This window comes from Pseudomonas sp. W22_MBD1_FP4 (assembly GCF_052113765.1).
In the GTDB taxonomy this organism is placed as follows: domain Bacteria; phylum Pseudomonadota; class Gammaproteobacteria; order Pseudomonadales; family Pseudomonadaceae; genus Aquipseudomonas; species Aquipseudomonas sivasensis.
The window spans coordinates 18,244-37,571 of record NZ_JBGQOI010000035.1; the positions used below are offsets into that span (position 1 = coordinate 18,244).

The 19,328-nt window shown below is 61.0% G+C and carries 21 protein-coding genes; 13 read left to right on the top strand and 8 right to left on the bottom strand.

The features are described from left to right. Positions 1 to 34 precede the first annotated feature (34 nt). On the bottom strand, positions 35 to 808 hold the full coding sequence (locus tag ACEN2T_RS28530; RefSeq protein ID WP_099601386.1) for a transporter substrate-binding domain-containing protein: 774 nt from the start codon (positions 806 to 808) through the stop codon (positions 35 to 37). Positions 809 to 1,174: 366 nt separating this feature from the next. Between ACEN2T_RS28530 and ACEN2T_RS28535 the strand changes: the two genes are divergently transcribed. The 6 genes from ACEN2T_RS28535 (at position 1,175) to ACEN2T_RS28560 (ending at position 8,509) form a co-directional block, all read left to right on the top strand. Continuing rightward, positions 1,175 to 2,545 (top strand): glutamine synthetase family protein, encoded by a 1,371-nt coding sequence (locus ACEN2T_RS28535; RefSeq protein WP_095184092.1) that lies wholly within the window; start codon positions 1,175 to 1,177, stop codon positions 2,543 to 2,545. A gap of 101 nt (positions 2,546 to 2,646) precedes the next feature. Then, positions 2,647 to 3,246 carry a class I SAM-dependent methyltransferase gene (locus ACEN2T_RS28540; RefSeq protein ID WP_032888714.1) on the top strand — a complete coding sequence of 200 codons (600 nt, stop codon included), beginning with the start codon at positions 2,647 to 2,649 and terminating at the stop codon, positions 3,244 to 3,246. A 122-nt stretch (positions 3,247 to 3,368) separates the two neighbouring features. Next, positions 3,369 to 4,502 carry a ribonuclease D gene (gene rnd / locus ACEN2T_RS28545; RefSeq protein WP_442117914.1) on the top strand — a complete coding sequence of 378 codons (1,134 nt, stop codon included), beginning with the start codon at positions 3,369 to 3,371 and terminating at the stop codon, positions 4,500 to 4,502. Further along, positions 4,499 to 4,792, top strand: a complete 294-nt coding sequence (locus tag ACEN2T_RS28550; RefSeq protein WP_032888718.1) for a YcgL domain-containing protein — start codon at positions 4,499 to 4,501, stop codon at positions 4,790 to 4,792. The genes rnd and ACEN2T_RS28550 overlap by 4 nt, the downstream gene beginning before the upstream one ends. Before the next feature lie 107 nt (positions 4,793 to 4,899). Next, a complete protein-coding gene (locus tag ACEN2T_RS28555) occupies positions 4,900 to 5,832 on the top strand; it encodes a D-2-hydroxyacid dehydrogenase (RefSeq protein WP_122752639.1) in 933 nt (310 codons plus the stop codon). Between the two features lie 142 nt (positions 5,833 to 5,974). Next, positions 5,975 to 8,509 carry an OspG family effector kinase gene (locus ACEN2T_RS28560; protein WP_442117915.1) on the top strand — a complete coding sequence of 845 codons (2,535 nt, stop codon included), beginning with the start codon at positions 5,975 to 5,977 and terminating at the stop codon, positions 8,507 to 8,509. Between the two features lie 46 nt (positions 8,510 to 8,555). Here the strand turns inward: ACEN2T_RS28560 and ACEN2T_RS28565 are convergent, their stop codons facing one another. Next, positions 8,556 to 9,140, bottom strand: coding sequence for a nitroreductase family protein (locus tag ACEN2T_RS28565; RefSeq protein ID WP_442117916.1), 585 nt, complete (start codon positions 9,138 to 9,140; stop codon positions 8,556 to 8,558). A gap of 153 nt (positions 9,141 to 9,293) precedes the next feature. On the opposite strand from ACEN2T_RS28565, the gene ACEN2T_RS28570 reads away from it, so the two are divergent. Together ACEN2T_RS28570 and ACEN2T_RS28575 are read left to right on the top strand one after the other, a co-directional pair. After that, entirely contained in the window at positions 9,294 to 9,743 is a 450-nt protein-coding gene (locus ACEN2T_RS28570; protein WP_003172524.1) for a YcgN family cysteine cluster protein, read from the top strand. A gap of 13 nt (positions 9,744 to 9,756) precedes the next feature. Beyond that, entirely contained in the window at positions 9,757 to 10,977 is a 1,221-nt protein-coding gene (locus ACEN2T_RS28575) for a hypothetical protein (protein ID WP_442117917.1), read from the top strand. A gap of 145 nt (positions 10,978 to 11,122) precedes the next feature. On the opposite strand, the gene ACEN2T_RS28580 is transcribed toward ACEN2T_RS28575, so the two are convergent. The 3 genes from ACEN2T_RS28580 to ACEN2T_RS28590 form a co-directional block, all read right to left on the bottom strand. Next, positions 11,123 to 11,473 (bottom strand): YgaP family membrane protein, encoded by a 351-nt coding sequence (locus ACEN2T_RS28580; RefSeq protein ID WP_122680196.1) that lies wholly within the window; start codon positions 11,471 to 11,473, stop codon positions 11,123 to 11,125. 67 nt (positions 11,474 to 11,540) lie between these two features. Beyond that, complete coding sequence (locus ACEN2T_RS28585; protein ID WP_003189607.1) at positions 11,541 to 12,008, bottom strand: RNA methyltransferase; 468 nt, start codon at positions 12,006 to 12,008, stop codon at positions 11,541 to 11,543. Positions 12,009 to 12,176: 168 nt separating this feature from the next. Then, positions 12,177 to 12,551, bottom strand: coding sequence for a YajD family HNH nuclease (locus ACEN2T_RS28590; protein ID WP_003210675.1), 375 nt, complete (start codon positions 12,549 to 12,551; stop codon positions 12,177 to 12,179). A gap of 101 nt (positions 12,552 to 12,652) precedes the next feature. Between ACEN2T_RS28590 and ACEN2T_RS28595 the strand changes: the two genes are divergently transcribed. Then, positions 12,653 to 13,573: a ParB/Srx family N-terminal domain-containing protein gene (locus tag ACEN2T_RS28595; protein WP_442117918.1), complete on the top strand. Its 921-nt coding sequence runs from the start codon at positions 12,653 to 12,655 to the stop codon at positions 13,571 to 13,573. Positions 13,574 to 13,704: 131 nt separating this feature from the next. Here the strand turns inward: ACEN2T_RS28595 and ACEN2T_RS28600 are convergent, their stop codons facing one another. Beyond that, positions 13,705 to 14,391: a spermidine synthase gene (locus tag ACEN2T_RS28600; RefSeq protein WP_181643983.1), complete on the bottom strand. Its 687-nt coding sequence runs from the start codon at positions 14,389 to 14,391 to the stop codon at positions 13,705 to 13,707. Positions 14,392 to 14,469: 78 nt separating this feature from the next. Here ACEN2T_RS28600 and ACEN2T_RS28605 point away from each other — a divergent pair, with 78 nt between their 5' ends. Further along, a complete protein-coding gene (locus ACEN2T_RS28605) occupies positions 14,470 to 14,748 on the top strand; it encodes a hypothetical protein (RefSeq protein WP_032888738.1) in 279 nt (92 codons plus the stop codon). Here ACEN2T_RS28605 and ACEN2T_RS28610 read toward each other — a convergent pair. Then, positions 14,745 to 15,218, bottom strand: coding sequence for a cyclic nucleotide-binding domain-containing protein (locus ACEN2T_RS28610; RefSeq protein WP_032888741.1), 474 nt, complete (start codon positions 15,216 to 15,218; stop codon positions 14,745 to 14,747). The two genes, ACEN2T_RS28605 and ACEN2T_RS28610, sit on opposite strands and share 4 nt — an antisense overlap. Before the next feature lie 67 nt (positions 15,219 to 15,285). Further along, a complete protein-coding gene (locus ACEN2T_RS28615) occupies positions 15,286 to 17,328 on the bottom strand; it encodes a S9 family peptidase (RefSeq protein WP_339480497.1) in 2,043 nt (680 codons plus the stop codon). A gap of 24 nt (positions 17,329 to 17,352) precedes the next feature. On the opposite strand from ACEN2T_RS28615, the gene ACEN2T_RS28620 reads away from it, so the two are divergent. The 3 genes from ACEN2T_RS28620 to ACEN2T_RS28630 are packed head-to-tail and all read left to right on the top strand — an operon-like array spanning position 17,353 to position 19,238. Continuing rightward, positions 17,353 to 17,886 (top strand): MFS transporter, encoded by a 534-nt coding sequence (locus ACEN2T_RS28620; protein WP_442117919.1) that lies wholly within the window; start codon positions 17,353 to 17,355, stop codon positions 17,884 to 17,886. A 21-nt stretch (positions 17,887 to 17,907) separates the two neighbouring features. Next, positions 17,908 to 18,684, top strand: coding sequence for a class II glutamine amidotransferase (locus tag ACEN2T_RS28625; protein ID WP_024074057.1), 777 nt, complete (start codon positions 17,908 to 17,910; stop codon positions 18,682 to 18,684). A gap of 11 nt (positions 18,685 to 18,695) precedes the next feature. Beyond that, entirely contained in the window at positions 18,696 to 19,238 is a 543-nt protein-coding gene (locus ACEN2T_RS28630; RefSeq protein ID WP_032888750.1) for a DUF2937 family protein, read from the top strand. Positions 19,239 to 19,328: the final 90 nt, after the last annotated feature.

Below are 19,328 nucleotides of genomic sequence, written 5' to 3' on the forward strand. Positions count from 1 at the left end.
TTATTGGTGTGACAAGAGCGTAGTCGGCCTTAGCTCACGGCGCTGCCAACCATTGGTCGACAATGCCCTGGTACACACCGGTCGCGACACTCAGGTGCAACCACTGGTCGACATAGCTTTTCCAGGCCACATCATCGCGGGGCAGCAAAAAGGCCTTTTCGCTGTACTGCATTTGCCGCTCAGGGTTGACCGCACACAGCCCGGGCTTCTGCTTCTGCTGGTAACGGGCTTCGCTGGCGTCTGTGATCATTACGTCCGCCTTGCCGGCGAGCAGTTCGTCGAAGATGGTCACGTTGTCGTGCAGGCGGATCTGCGCCTGGCCCAGATGGGCGCGGGCAAACACTTCATTGGTACCGCCCGCCGGTTCGATCACGCGCACCTGTGGCTGGTTGATCTGCTCGACGGTCTGGTAGCGCTGTACATCGGCGCAGCGCACCAGCGGGATCTTGCCGTCAACGCCGAGGGACTGGCTGAAAAAGGCTTTTTTCTGACGCTCCAGCGACACCGAAATACCGCCCACGGCGATATCGCAGCGTTGGGCGAGGAAGTCCGGCATCAGGGTTTTCCAGGTGGTGGGTACCCAGGTGATTGTCGCATTGAGGCTCTTGGCCAGGGACTCGGCCATGGCAATGTCAATGCCTTCATAAGTGCCATCTGCGCGCAGCTTGGTGTAGGGCGTGTAGTCGCCGGTCGTGCACACGCTGAGGGTGCCGCGCTGGAGCACGTCGTCGAGGCGTGACGGGGCAGTGTCGGCCAGGGCGCTGGTGGCCAGGCTCGCAAGTACACACAGGGCGAAGGGAGCTTTCATGCGGTCGAGTCCTTGGGGCATGGTCGGGGCGGTCATTATTTCCAGCGCGGGGCAGGGTGGCAAGGCGTGGCGAATGTTTAGCGTGGGTGTAACCAAACTCCGTCATCCCTGAATTTAATAGCGTATCCAGGCGTGTGAGGCTGCGGGCATCTTCATCACCGTGATTCTCCCATGGACGGTTCCGCCGCCACCCACCTCGCGACACTGCCGTCCATACTGGCGTTCTGGGCGCTGTTCCACTGTCGGCATGCGCGCCCGCCGGATGCCTTTCTCCTACGTTGATCTACCCCATGGATGACGCGGCCCCCTGCGCATCTGCCCGGCAGCGCCTGTGCGCCTGCCTGACGAACACGTATGAGAAACCCAATGAGCGATTTCGCGCGCCTGCAAGAAGCCCAGTCCTTCCTTGAGCAACACCCGGACATCGAGATGTTCGAGCTGTTTATCCTCGACAACAATGGTGTACCCCGCGGCAAGTTGCTGCACCGCGATGAACTGCTGGCGGTGTATGAAAGCGGCCGGCCCCTGCCCAGTACGATCCTCGGCCTGACCATCAATGGCGACGACGTGGAGAACTCCGGTCTGGTGTGGGAGGTGGGAGATATCGACTGCCGCGCCTATCCGGTCAGTGGCAGCCTGCAACCTATGCCGTGGCGGTTGATCCCGACCGCGGCGGTGCAAGTCAGCATGCACCCCACCGAAGGTTTGCCCGCCACCGTGGCCGACCCTCGGCATGTGCTGGCGAAGGTCATCGACGGGCTTAAAGCCGATGGCTATTACCCGGTGATGGCCGCCGAACTGGAGTTCTACTTGCTGGACCAGAAACCCGACAGCCACGGCCGCCCGCAACCGGCGCGGGATGTGGACGGTGGTCGCCCACGCTCGACCCAGGTCTACGGCCTGCGCGAACTGGAGCAGATCGAACCCTTCCTCGCCGACCTGTATAGCGCCTGCAAGCTCCAAGGCATCCCGGCGCGCACGGCGATCTCCGAATACGCTCCCGGCCAAGTGGAAATCACCCTGGAACACCGCGCCGACGCCCTGCAAGCCATGGATGAAGCGGTGCGCTACAAGCGTCTGGTCAAGGGCGTGGCACACAAACACGGGATGGCTGCCTGCTTCATGGCCAAGCCCTTCGACGACCTGGCGGGCACCGGCATGCACATGCACGTCAGCCTGGCGGATGCCCAAGGCAATAACCTGTTCGCCAGTGAGGCCGCCGACGGCACGCCGCTGCTGCGCCAGGCCGTGGGTGGCATGCTCAGCACCTTGCTTGATTCGCTGCTGATGTTTTGCCCCAACGCCAACTCCTATCGCCGCTTCCAAACCAACAGCTATGCGCCCCTGGCCGCCACGTGGGGCGTGGACAACCGCACCGTCAGCCTGCGCGTGCCCGGTGGCCCGGCAAATTCCCGGCATATCGAACACCGCATCTGCGGCGCTGACGCCAACCCATACCTTGCCGCTGCCGCGATCTTGGCGGGTATTCATCGCGGGATCCGCGAACAGCGCGACCCGGGCGCACCAGTGGAAGGCAACGGCTACGCCCAGGCCACGGAATTTCTGCCCACCGACTGGCTCACCACCCTGCGCGCGCTGGAAGCTTCAAGCTGGGCGCGCGAGACGTTTGGCAGTGAGTTCCTGGGGGTGTACCTGGCGGTGAAGCGCGCTGAGTATCGGCAGTTCATGGGCGAGGTGGGCGAACAGGATTGGCGTTGGTATCTGCATCAAGCCTGAATGGATTGAAGGGCGTGGAGGCTTCGACCTTTTTTTCACGTTGCGGTGGTTAAGCTGCGAATCAAGGTCGTTCACCACTGTTTAAATCCAATGAGCCCGTGATGTCGCCACAACCACCATCCTCCATCGAGATCGAATACGCAGAGCGCTGTGGCCTTGAACATGCCAAGGTCTGTGCGGACACGCGCCCACCCGGAATGCTGCGGCGCCTTGCGTCATGGCGCGACGAGTGGTTGGTTCGCCACGCACTCAAGGTTGCCGGCGAACCGGGGCTGATCCTCGACCTGGCCTGCGGCTCGGGACGGTTCTGGCCGGTATTGGCCGAGCATATCAACCGGGTGATCCTTGCCTCGGACAACTCCCAGGACATGCTCGATCACGCGCGCACCCACCATCCGGCGACGCTGCTAAAGCGGATCAAAACCTTTCAGGGTTCGGCGTTTTCCATCGGTTTGTCGGCGAATGCGGTGGACTGCATCTTTTGCCTGGAGTTATTTCGCCATGTGCCCAGCAGCGAAGGACGTCTGGCGTTGCTGCGGGAGTTTCACCGCGTCAGCCGCGATACGGTGATTGTCTCGGTCAATTCGCGAACGGCGGTAGACGACGAGTTTCGTCAGGCTGGCTTCAAGGTCCTGAACCAGCAGGAATTCATGCCAGGCTCCAGCCTGTGGCGCGTCTATGTGCTTCGTAAGAAAGGATAACTCTGGCCTGTAGGGCTATTCTTCATCCCCTGTCTGAGTTTTCATGGTTGCCAGTGCACTGCGGATGCTCGCTAGCCTCTTTCGCGATATATACTGCGCGCCATTCTTCAAGGGAGAGCCGTGTGGCCATCGATATTCACTGGATCTGCGACAACGATAGCCTCGGCCAGCATTGCGCCGAATGGCAGCAGTTGCCATTCGTCGCCCTCGACACCGAATTCATGCGGGTCGACACCTTTTATCCCATTGCCGGGCTGATCCAGATTGGTGATGGCGTACGCGCTTACCTGATCGATCCCCTGACCATCGACAACTGGAAACCCCTCGCCGAGCTGCTGGAAAACCCTGCCGTGATCAAGGTGGTGCACGCCTGCAGCGAAGACTTGGAAGTGTTGCTGCGCCTGACTGGCAGCCTGCCAGTGCCGTTGTTCGACACCCAATTGGCCGCCGCTTACCTGAATCTCGGTTTCTCCATGGGCTACTCGCGCCTGGTACAAGCCGTACTCGACATCGAGCTGCCCAAGGGCGAGACCCGCTCGGACTGGCTGCAGCGGCCGTTGTCCGAAACCCAGATCAGCTACGCCGCCGAAGACGCGGTACACCTGGCCGAGGTCTACATTCGCCTGCGGCCGCAGCTATCAGACGATAAATATGCCTGGGTGCTGGAAGATGGCGCCGAACTGGTGGCCAACCTGCACCGGGAAGTCGACCCGTACGAGGTGTACCGCGACGCCAAGCTGGCGTGGAAACTGTCCCGCGCCCAACTCGCCGTACTGCGTGAACTGTGCGCCTGGCGCGAACAGCAAGCCCGCGCCCGTGACCTGCCGCGCAACCGCATCGTTCGTGAACACTCGTTGTGGCCCCTGGCCAAATCCCAGCCGGATAACCTCGCCGCCCTGGGCAAGATCGAAGACATGCACCCGCGCACCGTGCGTCAGGATGGCCAGTTCCTGCTGGACCTGATCAAACGTGCCGGCAGCGTGCCCGCGGACCAATGGCCGCCGGCTGTGGCTGAACCGCTGCCGGTGGATGCCGCCACGCTGATCAAGCAACTGCGCGCCCTGGGCCAGACATTCGCCGAACGCCTGGAAATGGCGCCGGAACTGATGCTGCGCAAGAAAACCCTCGAAGCCCTGGTTAAAAGTGGCTACCCCGATGGGCCTTATAAATTGCCAGACTCGCTGCGTGGCTGGCGCCGCGAGATGATGGGCCAGGCGCTGCTCGACAGCCTGGCCACTGCCGGAGAACAGCCTTGAAACGTATTTGCTCCATCTACCGCAGCTTGAAAAAAGACGGCATGTACCTCTACGTGCTCAAGAGCGATGCACTTGAGCGCGTGCCGGAGCCATTGATGGTCGCCTTCGGCAAGCCGCACCACGCCTTCGACATGGTGCTGACACCAGAGCGCAAGCTGTCGCGCGAAGACATCGTCGTGGTCCTGGAAAACCTCGATAAGCAGGGCTACCACCTGCAAATGCCGCCGGCCGAGGACGAGTACATCGAGCACTTGCCCGAAGAGCTGCTGCGTCGTAACGACCCGATGTAATCGGTCAGTGCCCGCTTCAGGGCACAGGTTTCAATGGAATCGTATTAGTGGGCGGTGGCCGTAAGGAAGCGGGCGGCCGTCTGCACTGTTTTTGAAAGGTTTGAACCATGCGTGTTCTGATTGCTGAACAGGATCACCCGCTCTACGCCCAACTGCTCAATGACGTGGCGCCGGACCTTGAGGTGCTCACCAGTGGCGACTCGGCCGAACTGTCTCGTCTGGCCGCCGATTGCCCGGTCTGGCTTGGCCAACCGGACCTGCTGGCCACTCTGTTGCGCCAGGGCCACCAACCACAATGGCTGCAATCGACTTGGGCCGGTATCACCCCCCTGCTGGCCGAAGGCTTGCCCCGCGATTATCGCTTGACCCGCGCCGTCGGTATTTTTGGCCAGGTCATGGCCGAGTTTGTCCTCACGTATATGCTCGGCCACGAACGCGAAGTACTGGCGCGCTTGGTCAGCCAGGTCGAGCGCAAGTGGGACAGTCGCACCGGCCAGAGCCTGGCGGGGCGTAAGGTGTTGATTGTGGGCACCGGCGATATTGGCCAGAGTGTGGCTGAGTTTCTGGTGCCGTTTGGCGTCAAGCTGTATGGCATTGCCAGTACTGAGCGTGAGCAAGCCCCGTTTATCGAAGTGGCCGGGCTTGATCAGATCGGGCGTCTGGTCGGTGAGGTGGACTACGTGATCAACCTGCTGCCCAACACGCCGAACACCCATGACCTTTACGACGCCGCGCTGTTCAAGCAATTCAAACCAACGGGCTTGTTTATCAATGTCGGCCGTGGCGTGGCGGTGGTGGATGCTGATCTGGTCGAAGCCCTGAAGGAAGGGCACCTGGCCGGCGCAGTGATCGACGTATGTCGCCAGGAGCCACTGCCGCAGCGTCATCCATTCTGGACCGCCTGGGGGTTGCTGTTGACCGGGCACAGTTCCGCACCCACGTCGCCGCCGATGATGGTGGAGTTGTTCTTGGAAAATGTCCGCGCGTATAAGGCCAAGCAGGCATTACGCGGAGAAGTGGATTTCGAGCGCGGGTACTGACGCCACCGCGCCGCTCGCTGGGCCTACATAAAACCTGACAGTCAGGATGGAACCGCATTGACGGCGCGTTCCACCCAAGGGCCGCAAAGGGCGCAAGGTCGCGCCTTTAACGGACTCCTTTTGGCTAAGGACAGGTATTTCCATGACGCCCCTTATTTCCCCCGCTGTTCAGCCGCGCCCGATGGCGCCCGCCCACCACAACGACGTAAACCGCACCCCCGACCGCGAGCCTGACCCTTCGCGTCCGGTCGATGTCCCTGCACCGCTTGAAGACTTGTCCGGCTTTGACCTGACGCGTAGCGACCATTGGGGGCAACCGCCTTCGGTCGTCATCCAACGATTGGCCAGCCATTTACTCGAAAAAGGCGGTGCCAGCGTTCAAGCAGCCCACCAGGCCGCGTATCGCTTACTGATCAATTCCGCACCTGAATATTTGGTCAAGGACATTCCCGCCAGCGTGACCTGCGCCAGTGTGCTCTGGGCTCAGTTGGCGATGGCTGTGGGCAGGATCGAAGCCCACGCGCCAGGCCGCACGCTCGGTATGGGGTATGCCGAAATTTTGCTGAACGCCGAATCGCTCACCCTTGACGCTGCCACTCGCCAGCGCATCGATGGGCAGGCCCTGACGGAGTGGGGCGAGGCCAACGGTGTGCTGACCCGCACCGATGAGATGCCATCGGCCAGTGCAATGGAGCGCCTGAGGGCGGCCTACAACGAACAGCTCAGCGCGCTGAAAAGCACCAGCGCCCTCCTGCAAACGCCAATCCCCAGCCGCAGAGCCATGGCGCTGGCCCTGCTTGAGCGGGCGTTTCCTGACGTCGACCCGAGCCTCTTCGAAGTCAGGCATTTTCAAAAGGCCAGGCTCACCAAAGGGCGCCCAGGCATCCATCCCGGCTCACGCTCTATGCTGGATATCGTCATGCACGGCGGCCCATTGGCGACCGATGAGCATTGGGTGAGCAATAACAAACGCCTGCCCATTGACCGTTTTTGCAGCCTTTACCAACAAGGCAAGCTGGAGGTCGCCAGCGCATTCACGAAGGCCTACGACCAGGCGATCAGCGCCCATCAAACCGGGCAACAGAGTCGTGTGCGGCAGATGATCGCCACGTTGCCCCTGGAGGACCGCAATAACCTGGAGTTCGGCAAGCTCGAATTCTTCCACACCAACCAGTACAGAATTGCCAAAGACCTGTTTACTCCGCCGGCGCTGCACGTGCGCGGCCATACGCTGGAGGTGAAGGCGACTCGAAACGGCGAGGTCAATCTCTATACCCTCGACACGCGAAACGGCACCGTTGAGAAAGAAAACTTTCTATTGCGCCGACGTACTCCGCCTTACACCGCTGCGAATATGGAATCGCGCGAGGCGAATATTCTTTCTAGAACCGTTCAGTTTGAGCCCGACAGCGATTTCCCGGCGCAACCCCAAGGCACCCAAGCCTCTGACAGTCTCAACTCGCAGCGCAGCCATGCCATTGCTGATGTGTTCGTCAAATCCCTCGACCTGAACAACGACGATCTGATGAACGAGGCCCGGGGCCTGACGTCCTTTGATCAAGATAGCGCCCGCAATGAAGCCATTGGCGAATTCTTCCTGAACCTGATCCCCTTGCGCTCGGCTATCGTCAACTTCCAAAACGGCAACATTGGGCAGGGCGTGTTCGACCTGGGCCTGGATGCGGTTGGCCTGGTTACGTTGGGCGCCGGCAAAGCCGTGCAGGCGGGTAAGGTGCTGGGCGGCGCCTTGACCACTGCGCGCCAGGCGGCCAAGGCGGTGAGGTTTGTTGGCGCAACGGCGGTGGAGGCCTTCAACCCCTTGAGCGGCGTCGGCGATCTGCTGGTGAGCGGCGGCAGGTGGGTGACCAGGGGCAGTGCTTCTGCCGGTGAGCTGAGCAACGGGCTGTTTCGTCATTACAGGGCACCGGAGTCGAGCCTCACCGGGCTCTCGCGCAATAATCAGGGCGTGTACGTTGCTGCCGACGGCCATCGCTCGTATGTGCGCCATCTCGACGCGTCCGGCCAGGCTGGTGTTTATGAGGTCCGGCAGGTGTCCCGCGGCGCGGACGGCAGCGTGCAGGCGCGGGTGTACCACAACAACCGGCAAACTCCGTTGTTACTCGAACATGTGCAGGGTGACCAATGGCGGCGACTGGGTGCGCGGGGCGGCCAGCCGGTTGCGGTCAAAGCCGATCTCGGCCCCGAAATCGGCCGTGGGGGCGAAGGCGTGGTGTATACAAGCCTCGACGGCAAGAGTGTTTATAAAGATTTGGGGCCGACCCGCTTGACCTCGGTAGAGGGCTACGTCGACATGGAAGTGGTCAATTTGAACAAGTACTACGGAGAGGGCTTTGCCGAGGTATTGATCGAGGACGGCCGCAAATACATAAAGATGGGCAAAATTGACGGGGTTGATCTTGCCCATGTCGAAAAAGGCAGCCTGCCCGCCGAAGCTCGTTCGTTACTCGACGACGCGGTAGCGCAAATGGAGGCCAGGGATATTTTTCATAACGACCCGCAGTTGAGTAACTTCATGTACTCAAAAACAGACAACAAGCTCTATCCCATCGACATGAACGGTATGCCCGCCGAGTTCATGGTACCGGCGGTCAAGAACGTGTATGACCGGCAAATCACGCAGCTGCGCTCGGCGTTCAGCGAACTGATCGCCCGGTAGTCCTCAAGAGACACCCTGCCGCGTTCAGGCGGCAGGGTACTGGCTGTCAGAGGCCGAAATCACCTTCGGACACCAGCTCGCTCAGCGGCTTGCGCGGGCTCGGCACTTCACGCCCTTGCAGGTACTCCGGCAGGGTCGACTTGTCTCCCAGCTTGCCAACGGCCACGGCCGCGTGCAGCGCGTAACCTTCCGGAATCTTCAACTCCTTGCGTGTCAGCTCCTGATCGAAACCGGCCATGCCGTGGGTGTGCCAGCCACTGAGGCTGGCTTGCAGTGCCAGGTGGCCCCAAGCAGAGCCGGTGTCGAAGGTGTGCCACAGCGCCGGGGTTTCTTCCGTGGCGCCGGGAGCGACGAAGTCGGTTTTCGAGACGATGATCACCAGGGCCGAGGCATGCTGCGCCCAGCCGCGATTGAATTCATTGAGCAGGCCCAGGAAACGTTCCCAGTCCGGCGTGTCGCGGCGCGCGTAGAGAAACCGCCACGGCTGCGAGTTGTAGGCCGACGGCGCCCAGCGTGCGGCTTCGAAGAAACTCAGCAGCGTCTCTTTCGAGATGCTCTCGCCAGTGAAGGCGCGGGGCGACCAGCGGTCGGTGAACTGGGTGTGGATCGGATAGTCGGCAACACGTGTCATGAGCAGGTCCTGATCGTCAATTCGGCGCTCAAAGCTACTGCGCGCCCGCTAGACTGACAAGTGTTGTAACACCGCCAGTCGTAAGCGCTTGGTTCCAAGGGGCTTGGGCACTAGACTGGCGGCCTTTTCACCTACCGATACTGATGCAGAGCCATGGCCGCCAAAGTCGAACCTTTCTGGATACGCAAAACCCTTGAACACCTCGACCAGGAGGAGTGGGAGTCATTGTGCGACGGCTGTGGCCTGTGCTGCCTGCAAAAGCTTGAGGATGAAGACGACAACAGCGTCTATTACACCCGTATCGCCTGCAAACTGCTGGACCTGAAAACCTGCCAGTGCACCGACTACCCCAACCGCCGCGCCTCGGTGCCCGACTGCATCCAGCTCACCCCAGGCCAGGCCGATCAGTTCAAATGGCTGCCGCCCACCTGCGGCTACCGCCTGGTCAGCGAGCGCAAGGATTTACCGCTGTGGCACCACCTGGTCTGTGGCGACCGCGACGCCGTGCACCACGAACGCATTTCCCAGTCTGGACGCATGCTCAGCGAAGGCAGCGTGCCTGAAGACGACTGGGAGGATTACCTGATCTTCCGCGCAGGCTGAAAAAGGAGTGTGTATGAAGGTGGGAACCCAGCTGGCGGCATGCCTGGTGCTGCTGGCGCTGAGCATGCCTGCGTGGTGCGCCAGGAAAGTCGACCTGGATTATCACGTTAAATTGCTGCCCCAGAGCGATCAGGCTGAAGTACGCCTGAGCCTGTCACAAGGCTCGGCCGTGCGCAGCCTGGATTTTGACCTGGGCCCGGCAGGCAGTTACAGCGACTTCAAGGCCGACGGCCAGTGGAAGGTCAGTGGCCAGCGGGGCGTGTGGCAGCCCAGCGCCGACAAGGCCAGTCTGACCTACCGCGTGCACCTCACCCAGGCGCGCAAGCCGGGCAGCTATGAAGCACGTATGACTGCGAGTTGGGCGCTGTTTCGCGGCGAAGACCTGGTGCCGACCGCGCGGCTCGACCAGCAGGACGGCGTCGAGTTGGTCTCGCGCCTGGTGTTCGAATTGCCTACGGGCTGGAAAAGCGTCGAAACCGCCTGGCCCCGTATCGGCAAGAATAAATTTCGCATCGACAACGTTTCCCGCCTGTTCGACCGGCCCACCGGCTGGATGCTCGCGGGCACGCTTGGCAGTCGCCGCGTGCGCCTGGGCGAAACCGAAGTCACCGTGGCGTCGCCCAAGGGTCAGGCCATGCGCCGCATGGACGTGCTGACGTTGCTGACCTTTGTCTGGCCCCAGGTCGAAGCCGCGTTCCCGCGTCATCCGGCAAAGCTGTTGGTGGTGGGCGCCAGTGATCCGATGCGCCGTGGCGTGTTCTCGGCACATGACTCGATCTACCTCAACAGCCGCACACCGCTGGTCAGCGAAAACGGCAGCAGCCCGTTGATTCGTGAAGTAGTGCAGGCGATCGGACGTTTCAACGATCACGACACCAGTGACTGGATCAGCGAAGGGCTTGGGGAGTATTACGCCATCGAACTGGTGCGCCGTGCCGGTGGGATCACCGATGAGCGGTATCAGGCGATACAGGCGCGGTTGAGCAAGGAGGGCAAAGATGTCACGACGCTGCGCGGCGAGCATGTCAGTGGTGCAACTGTGTCGCGGGCAGTGGTGATATTGCAGGAGCTGGACAGCGAGATTCGGGTGAAAACCCATAATAAACGCTCGCTGGATGACCTCGCGCAAGCGGTGATGCGGGCGAACAGCATTACGACGGCGGAGTTCGTGCAGCTGGCTGAGAGCATTATTGGCGAGTCGTCGGTGGTGCTGGATACCAAGCTACTGCGCTGATTTTCAACCTCTGCATCAATCAACATGTGGGAGGGGGCTTGCTCCCGATAGCGCTGATTCAGTCACAACATGTGCTGACTGACATTCTGCTATCGGGAGCAAGCCCCCTCCCACATTTGGATCTCTAACCTACCGAAATCCAGGTTCAGCCTGTGGTTTTCACAGCTTTCTCAGCCGCCACTTCAGCCTTGGTCTTCAGGTTTTTCAGCTCTGCACCCGCACGCTCGATCTTCGTACGCACGCTGTTCATTTCCTGGCGACCCTGTTCCAGCTTGTCCTTGAGCGAGCTGTGCCCGGTAAAACCACGGGCCAGTGCCACACCGCCAATCGCCACCTGGATCAAACCGAAAATCCCGCCACGGCGCAGGCCTTTGCCGAGCATTATCACGCCACCGGCCACCGAGCCGATGCGTTCCCAGCCGTGGACGTTTTGCGTCGGCTGGCTCTGGAAGGGCGTGTGCTCGATGATAGGTCGCACGTTTTTGCTGTCGCTCATGATCTGTCTCCAACAAGGGCAAGTGTAAGTAGCTGACTGCTGGCGGGCGTCGGATGTTCCCAAAAAATCAATACTTGGGGCCCGAACGGGTGTTGTTGCCCTTGGCCAGGCGGTCATAGAGCACCACGTTGACCGTGGCAGCCAGGTTCATGCAGCCGGTGGTCGGGATGTAGACCACGTCTTCGCACCAGTCCCGGATCTCCTTATCCAGCGAGCCGTCTTCCGGGCCGAAGATATACAGCGCGCGGTCGGGGTGGGTGTACTCGGGCAGGGGACGGGCGCCCTCCACCAGTTCCACGGCGACGGGGATACAGCCCAGGGGCAGGATTTTTTTCAGGTCATCGATGCCGATCAGCGGAATATCGTGATGGACCTTCTTGGTGTCGGTGATGAAGTCCCGGGCGCGCTCGTAACGCACGCCGGTGTAGAACACCGAGGCCACGCCGTAGCAACCGGCGGCACGCATGACCGAGCCGACGTTTTCGGGGGATTTGGGGTTATACAGACCGATGCAGCTGTAGCGTTTATTGCCCACGGGGAAGGGTGCCTTGGAGAAAAGCGGCGATTATACGGCTTGAAGGTGATGTATTGCTTGGGCTAACGCTATCGGGAGCAAGCCCCCTCCCACATTTGAGTTGTGAACACATTTCAAATGTGGGAGGGGGCTTGCTCCCGATGACGCCAGGACAGACGACGACACTCTTCAGTCGTCTTTCTTCATCAACCCCGCCAGCGCCGCAAACGGGTTATGCGTGGCCTTGGCAATCGTCGGGCTGCTGGTGGAGCCTTCGCCGAAGTACTGCTGATCGGTGTAGCGCGAGTGTTCGTTGTCGTGGCAGTACAGGCACAACAACTCCCAGTTGGAGCCGTCCTGAGGGTTGTCATCATGATTGTGGTTGCGGTGGTGTACGGTGAGTTCGCTCAGGCGCTTGCCGGCGAATTCACGGGCGCAGCGGCCGCACACGTGGGGGTACATCTTGAGGGCTTTGTCGCGGTAGCCCATTTCCCGGTCACGCTGGGCATCGGCGAGGATGCGGTCCAGCTTGGCGGTGTGGGAGGGCGGGTTGGTCGAGCTCATCATGGCTCCTGGCTATTTTGTGGGTCACGGATAACGTTGATTCTAGCCGTCGGCGGGCGTTTGTAGTATCGGTTCATTCATTTCACAAGGATCTGAAACCTATGCGTTGGTACACGTGGACAATTGCACTGCTTTTCTGCGCGCTGGCGGCTCAAGCCCAGGCGTTTTCGACGCCCAAGCCCGGGCAGGTGATTGAGGTCACCCTTGAACAGTTGCACCCGACCCAGGCCGTGGTGGGTTTCGACCAGATCTACTACAGCCTCGGGCTGTTCGCCGACAAACCCACCAAAGCCTTCGATGAATACTGCGAAACCAACGGCCAGGGCGAGGCCGACAAGGTGCCCAAGAACGCCAGCCTGCTTGCACCTTCCAGTTTCACGTGCAAAGACCCGGTAGGCACTCATCCCGAGGACATGAAAACCGTGGTGGTCGGCCCTGGTGGCCAGTTGTACCTGACCGACGGTCACCACAGTTTCACCACCCTTTGGCAAACGCCGGGTGGCGGCCCTCAGTTGAAAATGTGGGTCAAGGTGACTGACGATTTCAGCAACAGCCCAGACCTCGCCACCTTCTGGCAGCGTATGGAAGCGGCGCGCAAGGTCTGGCTCAAGGACAATCGGGGCCAGACCCTGCCGCCTACGCAACTGCCTGCTCACCTGGGCTTCAAGAATCTGCAGGACGACACCTTCCGCAGCCTGGTGTATTTCACCCGCAAGGCCGCCTATGGCAAACCGGATGGCGGCGAGATCGCCCCGGAATTCCTGGAGTTCTATTGGGGTAACTGGCTGCGCACGCAAATTGATCTGGGCCAGTACAACCTGGACAAAAAAGGCGGCTACAAGGATGCGATCGAAGCGGTCGCCAAGCGCATGGTCAGCCTGGCGCCGGGATCACCGGTGGGAGGCAGCGGTTTTACCGCCCAGCAACTGGGTGGGATGACCCAACTGGATCGCGATGAGCTGCAGAAGACCTTCGACAAAAAAGTCCCGTACGTGATCGACTACCGCAAATCCCACAACTGACAGGGATCAAAATGTGGGAGGAGGCTTGCCCCGATAGCGTAGTGTCAGTCACCAAATGTTTTGACTGAACCACCGCTATCAGGGGCAAGCCCCCTGCCACATTGGATCTCCAGTGGTTTGGTTAATGGTGCTCAGCCCTTGAGCTTCTCCGCAATCCAGATGGTGTGTCGGGTGCCCTTGTTGCCATGGGCAAATACCTGCACTTCCTCGGCCTTGAAACCGGCCTTGCGCAGTTTGTCGCTGAACAGTTTGTCGGCACTCGCTGACCACACTGCCAGCACGCCCTTGGGCCGCAAGGCCTTGGCGCAGGCGGCCAGGCCGCCGGCAGAGTAGAGCCAGCTGTTGGCCTTTTGCGTGAGGCCTTCGGGGCCGTTGTCGACGTCGAGCATGATCGCGTCAAAGCCTTGGGGCTCGGCTTGCAGCACCTTGGCCACGTCTTCCATGCGGATCACGGTGCGCGGGTCCAGCAGTGGGCGCCCGGATTTTTCCCCCAGCGGCCCACGGTTCCATTCCACGACGCCCGGCACCAGTTCGGCGACAACCACTTCGGCAGTCTTGCCCAAATGCTTGAGGGCCGAGGCCAGGGTAAAGCCCATGCCCAAACCACCAATCAGCACCCGTGAATCATGACGACCGGCAACTTTGCGGCAGGGAATTTCTGCCAGCGCATCTTCGGAGCCGTGCATGCGCGTGTTCATCAATTGGCCGCCGTCACCACCCTGGATCTTGATGACAAAATCCTCGCCGTATTCGAACAGGCACAAGGCACCGCCGTTGTCGGGGATCGGGGTGGTGTCCAGCAGAACGAAACGTTTCATGGAAATCTCATTGGGAAGGGCATTCTTGCGCGGTTGGGAGTAGCCTTACGACATTCCGGTCAGGCCATGGAGCCATCGATGAAGTGCAGCATTCTAACGGTCATTGTGTTGAGCGCGCTCGCATTGGGTGCGGCGCAGGCTCAGGAGTTGCAAACCGTACCGGTCGCGCCCGCGCCAACCCCCGGTGCACCGGGCACGCCGACGCCGACGCTGTATCCCCAAGTCAGCCCGCCAGCGCTGCCCAAGACCAACGGCTCGCCGCCCTTGGCGCCCATCGTGTTACCGACGCCACCGAAGGACCAGACGGTGCCCGGCCTGCAGCAGAACGACAGCAAACCAAAGACCCCCGGCGGTTAAAACTGTTGCGACAGTAACTGCCCATCAGCCATGCGCAGGCGCTTGGACAGGGCTATCGCAATCGCGCGGATGATCTTCGCGGCCACCCGCGGGGTTTCGTTGAGCATCTTTTCCAGGGAGTCCTTGCCCAGGTTCAACAGCACGCAATCACTGGCAGCCACGCAACTGGCGGAGCGACGCTCGCCGTCGAGTACTGCCATCTCACCGAAAGCCCGGCCGCTGCGCAGGGTGGCGATGGTCAGGCGCTGGCCGTCGTGATTGGTTTTCTGCACCGCCACCTGGCCGCTGTGGATGATGCACATGAAGGTGCCGGCATCGCCTTCGAGGAAGATCGCTTCGTCCTGGGCAATGCTGCTGATATTGAAGTAGCCGGCGGCGACGTGAAAATCTTCCGGCAACAAAGGGTCGAACAGGCCGCAGTCCATGAGCATGTCGCGGATTTCGGTATTCATTAGCGTCGGTAGTGCCATGGCTGCAATCTTGGTCCATCAATCAGTAGGCGGTCCTGTGTTCAGACAGGCCCGCCGCGCTAAGTTCCTAAATCAACCCCAGCGCCTTGAACACAAATGCATATTCGAGCGCTACGTCACGTAATCCCTGGTAACGACCGCTCATCCCACCATGGCCGGCACCCAGTTCGGTCTTGAGCAACAGCAGGTTGTCGTCGGTCTTGGTGTCGCGCAGCTTGGCCACCCACTTGGCCGCTTCCCAATACTGCACGCGGCTGTCGTTGTAGCCGGCGATCACCAGCATGTGCGGGTAGGCCTGGGCCTGGACGTTTTCGTACGGCGCGTAGGCCTTGATGCGCTCGTACACCTCGGGCTCCTCGGGGTTGCCCCATTCGTCGTACTCGGTGATGGTCAACGGCAGCTCCGGGTCGAGCATGGTGTTGAGCACATCAACGAACGGCACTTCGGCAATCGCCGCCTGGAACAGCGCCGGACGCTGGTTGAGCACCGCACCGATCAACAGGCCACCGGCACTGCCGCCGCTGATGGCCAGTTGCTTGGAGGTGGTCAGGCCTTGAGCGATCAGGTGTTCGGCGCAGGCGATAAAGTCGCTGAAGGTGTTCTGCTTGTGTTCCTGCTTGCCATTGCGGTACCAGGCTTCACCCAATTCGCCGCCGCCACGCACATGCGCGATGGCAAACGCCACGCCGCGATCAAGCAGGCTCAGGCGTGCGTGGGAGAACCATGGGTCGAGGCTCGAACCGTAGGCGCCGTAGCCGTAAAGGTACAGCGGTGTGGTTTTGCCGAGTTGGTCGCGCTTGACCACCAGGCTGATCGGCACCTGGGTACCATCGGCGGAGGTGGCCCACAGGCGCTGGCTGACATAGTCATCGGCATTGAACACGCCGAGTACCGGGGTTTCCTTCAGCACCTGCTGCGTACCGCTGGCCAGCTCCAACTGACGCACCTGGGCCGGACGGTTGAGGGCTTCGTAGCGCAGGCGGATCTTGTCGCTGACGAATTCCAGGCTGTTCTGTACGTAGAGGCTGTAGGCGGCGTCAGGTAATTCCACGCGATAGGCAGGCAGGCCCTCGGGGTGCACTTCGATCACCGGCAGGCCGCCGATGCGCAGGCTCAAGGTCATGGCGCTGGTGTTCAGGCTGACGCCGTCGAGCATCACCTCATCGCTGTGGGGGATCAGGTTCTGCCATTCATCCTCGGTCGGCACGTCGCCAATGTCGGTTGCGACAAACAGGGCGTAGTTGATGCCATCACGGTTGCTACGGATAAACCAAGTCCAGGCGCCATTCAGTTGGCCGTGGTCGACATCGTATTCGTGATCGTCGACCCGTGGCGCCAGGCAGGTGAAATCCTGCTGCGGTTGGTTGGCGTCCAGGGCCCAGACTTCGCTAGTGGTCTTGCTGCCCAGGGCCACCAGCAACTGGCGCTCGGAGCTGGAACGGTAGCAATGCAGGAAGAAACGCCCGTCGGGCTCATGGAACACTTCCTGCGCCGCCGTGCCGTCCAGGCGATAGCGATAGAGTTTGTGGGGGCGGTGCGTTTCGTCCAGTTCGCCGAAGAACAGGGTCAGGCTGTCGTTGGCCCAGGTCATGCTGCCGTCGCAGTCCTGGAACTCCAGTTCGCTGACCTTGCCGGTTGCCAATTCCTTCACGAACAGGGTGTAGATCTCTTCGCCGGTGGTGTCCAGGCTGTAGGCCAGGCGATTGTGGTCGGGGCTGATGCTGAATGCGCCGAGAGAGAAAAAGCCACCGTTGGCCAGTTCGTTCGGGTCCAGCAACAGCTCTTCGCTGCTGTCGTCCACCACGTTGCTGTCATCGGCCGGACGGCGGCAGCGGTAGTGACGGGCGTACTCGTCACCGGCGGTGGTGCGGGTGTAATAGAGGTACGGGCCCCACGGCGAGGGCAGGGACAGGTCGGTTTCGAGAATGCGGCCCTTGATCTCTTCAAACAGGCTTTCGCGCAAGGCTGCCTGATCGGCGAGCTGGGCTTCCTGCCAGGCGTTTTCGGCCTTGAGGTAATCGAGTACTTCAGCGCTGTCGCGTTCTTGCAGCCAGGCGTAAGGGTCTTGGCCAGGGGCCTTTCGGGCAATCGGGGGCGTCGATACAGGCATGGATTATTCTCTATCTGGCGGACGGTGGCAGGCTTTGCAGCCGCGACACGCAAAAGCCGTTATCATAGCCGCCTGTTTGCCTACCTTGCCATGGACACCATGACCGAGAACGACTATCTGACCGCTTGGGGCCTTTACGCCTTCGCCGCTTTGGGCTGCCTGTTGGTGTGGTGGCGCATGACGCGCTGGATGTGGCGCTGGTTGCGCGAGCCGCTGCAATTGCTGATGGCCGTGTTGCTGTTCAGCCCGACCATCGTAGACCCGGTCAAGACTCAGTTCGCGCCGGCCGTGGCAATTACCGCCCTGGACCTGGTGCTCAAGGTCGGCAATAACGCCTGGCGGGCTATTTCCGATTTGTTCATGTACACCATGATCGCCTTTGGCGTGTACCTGGTGATTGTGTTGATCCGCTGGCCCATCGAGCGCGCCGCCAATGTGCGTCGTGAGCGCCAGGCTGCCACCGATGCAGCCCTTGCCGCTGAGCCAGCGGAAGAAGACGACGAGCCATTCCGCCGTCCGGCGCCTGTCAGTGGCATGCGGGTCGAACCGCGCCTTTAACGTTGCAGCGAGAGCCCTGGCATGTGTGAATTATTGGGCATGAGTGCCAACGTCCCCACCGATATCGTGTTCAGCTTTACCGGGCTGATGCAGCGCGGTGGGCGCACCGGCCCCCACCGCGACGGTTGGGGCATCGCTTTCTACGAAGGCCGTGGTCTGCGTCTGTTCCAGGACCCGGCCGCCAGCAGTGAATCGGAAGTCGCGCTGCTGGTGCAGCGTTATCCCATCAAGAGCGAAGTGGTGATCGGCCATATCCGCCAGGCCAACGTGGGCAAGGTGAGCTTGGCCAATACGCACCCGTTCGTGCGCGAGCTGTGGGGCCGCAACTGGTGTTTCGCCCATAACGGCCAACTGGCGGACTTCAACCCCCGCGCCACCTTCTACCGCCCGGTCGGCGATACCGACAGCGAAGCGGCCTTTTGCGACTTGCTCAACCGCGTGCGCGAAGCCTTCCCCGAGCCGGTGGACATCGAACAGATGCTGCCGGACCTGATCGCCGCCTGTGCCGAATACCGCAGCAAAGGCGTGTTCAACTGCCTGCTCAGCGATGGCGACTGGTTGTTTTGCTACTGCTCGACCAAATTGGCGCAGATCACCCGGCGTGCCCCGTTCGGTCCGGCGCGCTTGAAAGATGTCGACGTGATCGTCGATTTTCAGGCCGAGACCACACCCAATGATGTAGTGACGGTAATCGCCACCGAGCCGTTGACCGACAACGAAAACTGGACCCGTTACGAACCGGGCCAATGGAGCCTGTGGCGACGCGGTGAATGCGTCAGCCAGGGCATTACTGAGTAAGGATATCGACCATGTTGCTCAGCTATCTGCGGTTGGTGCTGTTTGCCATTGGCCTGTTGGTCGGCGTGCAAGTGCCGGGATTTATCAACGATTACGCCAAGCGCGTCGAAGCCCACTTGATAGAGGCCCAGACGGGGCTGAGCGGGTTTGAAACCACCGCGCGGCAGTTTTTCAACGGTGATTTGAAGGCGTTGGTCGCGCATTACCGCGCCAGTGACGACCCGGTTTTCCAGAGCGACGCCAACAGCCTGGGCGCCATGCTTGATCGCCAAGTTGCGTTGGACAAGCAATTCCAGGCCATGCAAGGCCCGTGGTACATCCGTGCGTTGCAAGTGGCGGTGGCCGCCGACCCGGATATCCGCCAGGAAACCTGGAACGGTTACAGCTATCAGATCCTCCTGACCCCAGAAGCCATGGGTTGGGGATTGGGCGGGGCGATGCTGCTGTCGTTTGGATTGGAATGCCTGTTCCGCCTGATCGACTGGGTCGTGTTGGGCGGCAAGCGCCTGCGCCAGAGCCGGCCGATTGAGGAGCGGGACCTGAAAGGTCTCTAACGCCCAACCCGGTTAAAACTGTGGGAGGGGGCTTGCTCCCGATAGCGGTAGGTCAGTCAATACTTCAGGTACTGACCCACCGCTATCGGG

Coding starts and splice junctions, on each gene's coding strand:
- ACEN2T_RS28575 (WP_442117917.1), top strand. CDS start 9,757: ATGAAGGTGGGAACCCAGCTGGCGGCATGCCTGGTGCTGCTGGCGCTG.
- ACEN2T_RS28555 (WP_122752639.1), top strand. CDS start 4,900: ATGCGTGTTCTGATTGCTGAACAGGATCACCCGCTCTACGCCCAACTG.
- ACEN2T_RS28610 (WP_032888741.1), bottom strand. CDS start 15,218: ATGGCACTACCGACGCTAATGAATACCGAAATCCGCGACATGCTCATG.
- ACEN2T_RS28595 (WP_442117918.1), top strand. CDS start 12,653: ATGCGTTGGTACACGTGGACAATTGCACTGCTTTTCTGCGCGCTGGCG.
- ACEN2T_RS28590 (WP_003210675.1), bottom strand. CDS start 12,551: ATGAGCTCGACCAACCCGCCCTCCCACACCGCCAAGCTGGACCGCATC.
- ACEN2T_RS28540 (WP_032888714.1), top strand. CDS start 2,647: ATGTCGCCACAACCACCATCCTCCATCGAGATCGAATACGCAGAGCGC.
- ACEN2T_RS28565 (WP_442117916.1), bottom strand. CDS start 9,140: ATGACACGTGTTGCCGACTATCCGATCCACACCCAGTTCACCGACCGC.
- ACEN2T_RS28600 (WP_181643983.1), bottom strand. CDS start 14,391: ATGAAACGTTTCGTTCTGCTGGACACCACCCCGATCCCCGACAACGGC.
- ACEN2T_RS28630 (WP_032888750.1), top strand. CDS start 18,696: ATGTTGCTCAGCTATCTGCGGTTGGTGCTGTTTGCCATTGGCCTGTTG.
- ACEN2T_RS28605 (WP_032888738.1), top strand. CDS start 14,470: ATGAAGTGCAGCATTCTAACGGTCATTGTGTTGAGCGCGCTCGCATTG.
- ACEN2T_RS28570 (WP_003172524.1), top strand. CDS start 9,294: ATGGCCGCCAAAGTCGAACCTTTCTGGATACGCAAAACCCTTGAACAC.
- ACEN2T_RS28535 (WP_095184092.1), top strand. CDS start 1,175: ATGAGCGATTTCGCGCGCCTGCAAGAAGCCCAGTCCTTCCTTGAGCAA.
- ACEN2T_RS28530 (WP_099601386.1), bottom strand. CDS start 808: ATGAAAGCTCCCTTCGCCCTGTGTGTACTTGCGAGCCTGGCCACCAGC.
- ACEN2T_RS28580 (WP_122680196.1), bottom strand. CDS start 11,473: ATGAGCGACAGCAAAAACGTGCGACCTATCATCGAGCACACGCCCTTC.
- ACEN2T_RS28615 (WP_339480497.1), bottom strand. CDS start 17,328: ATGCCTGTATCGACGCCCCCGATTGCCCGAAAGGCCCCTGGCCAAGAC.
- ACEN2T_RS28560 (WP_442117915.1), top strand. CDS start 5,975: ATGACGCCCCTTATTTCCCCCGCTGTTCAGCCGCGCCCGATGGCGCCC.
- ACEN2T_RS28625 (WP_024074057.1), top strand. CDS start 17,908: ATGTGTGAATTATTGGGCATGAGTGCCAACGTCCCCACCGATATCGTG.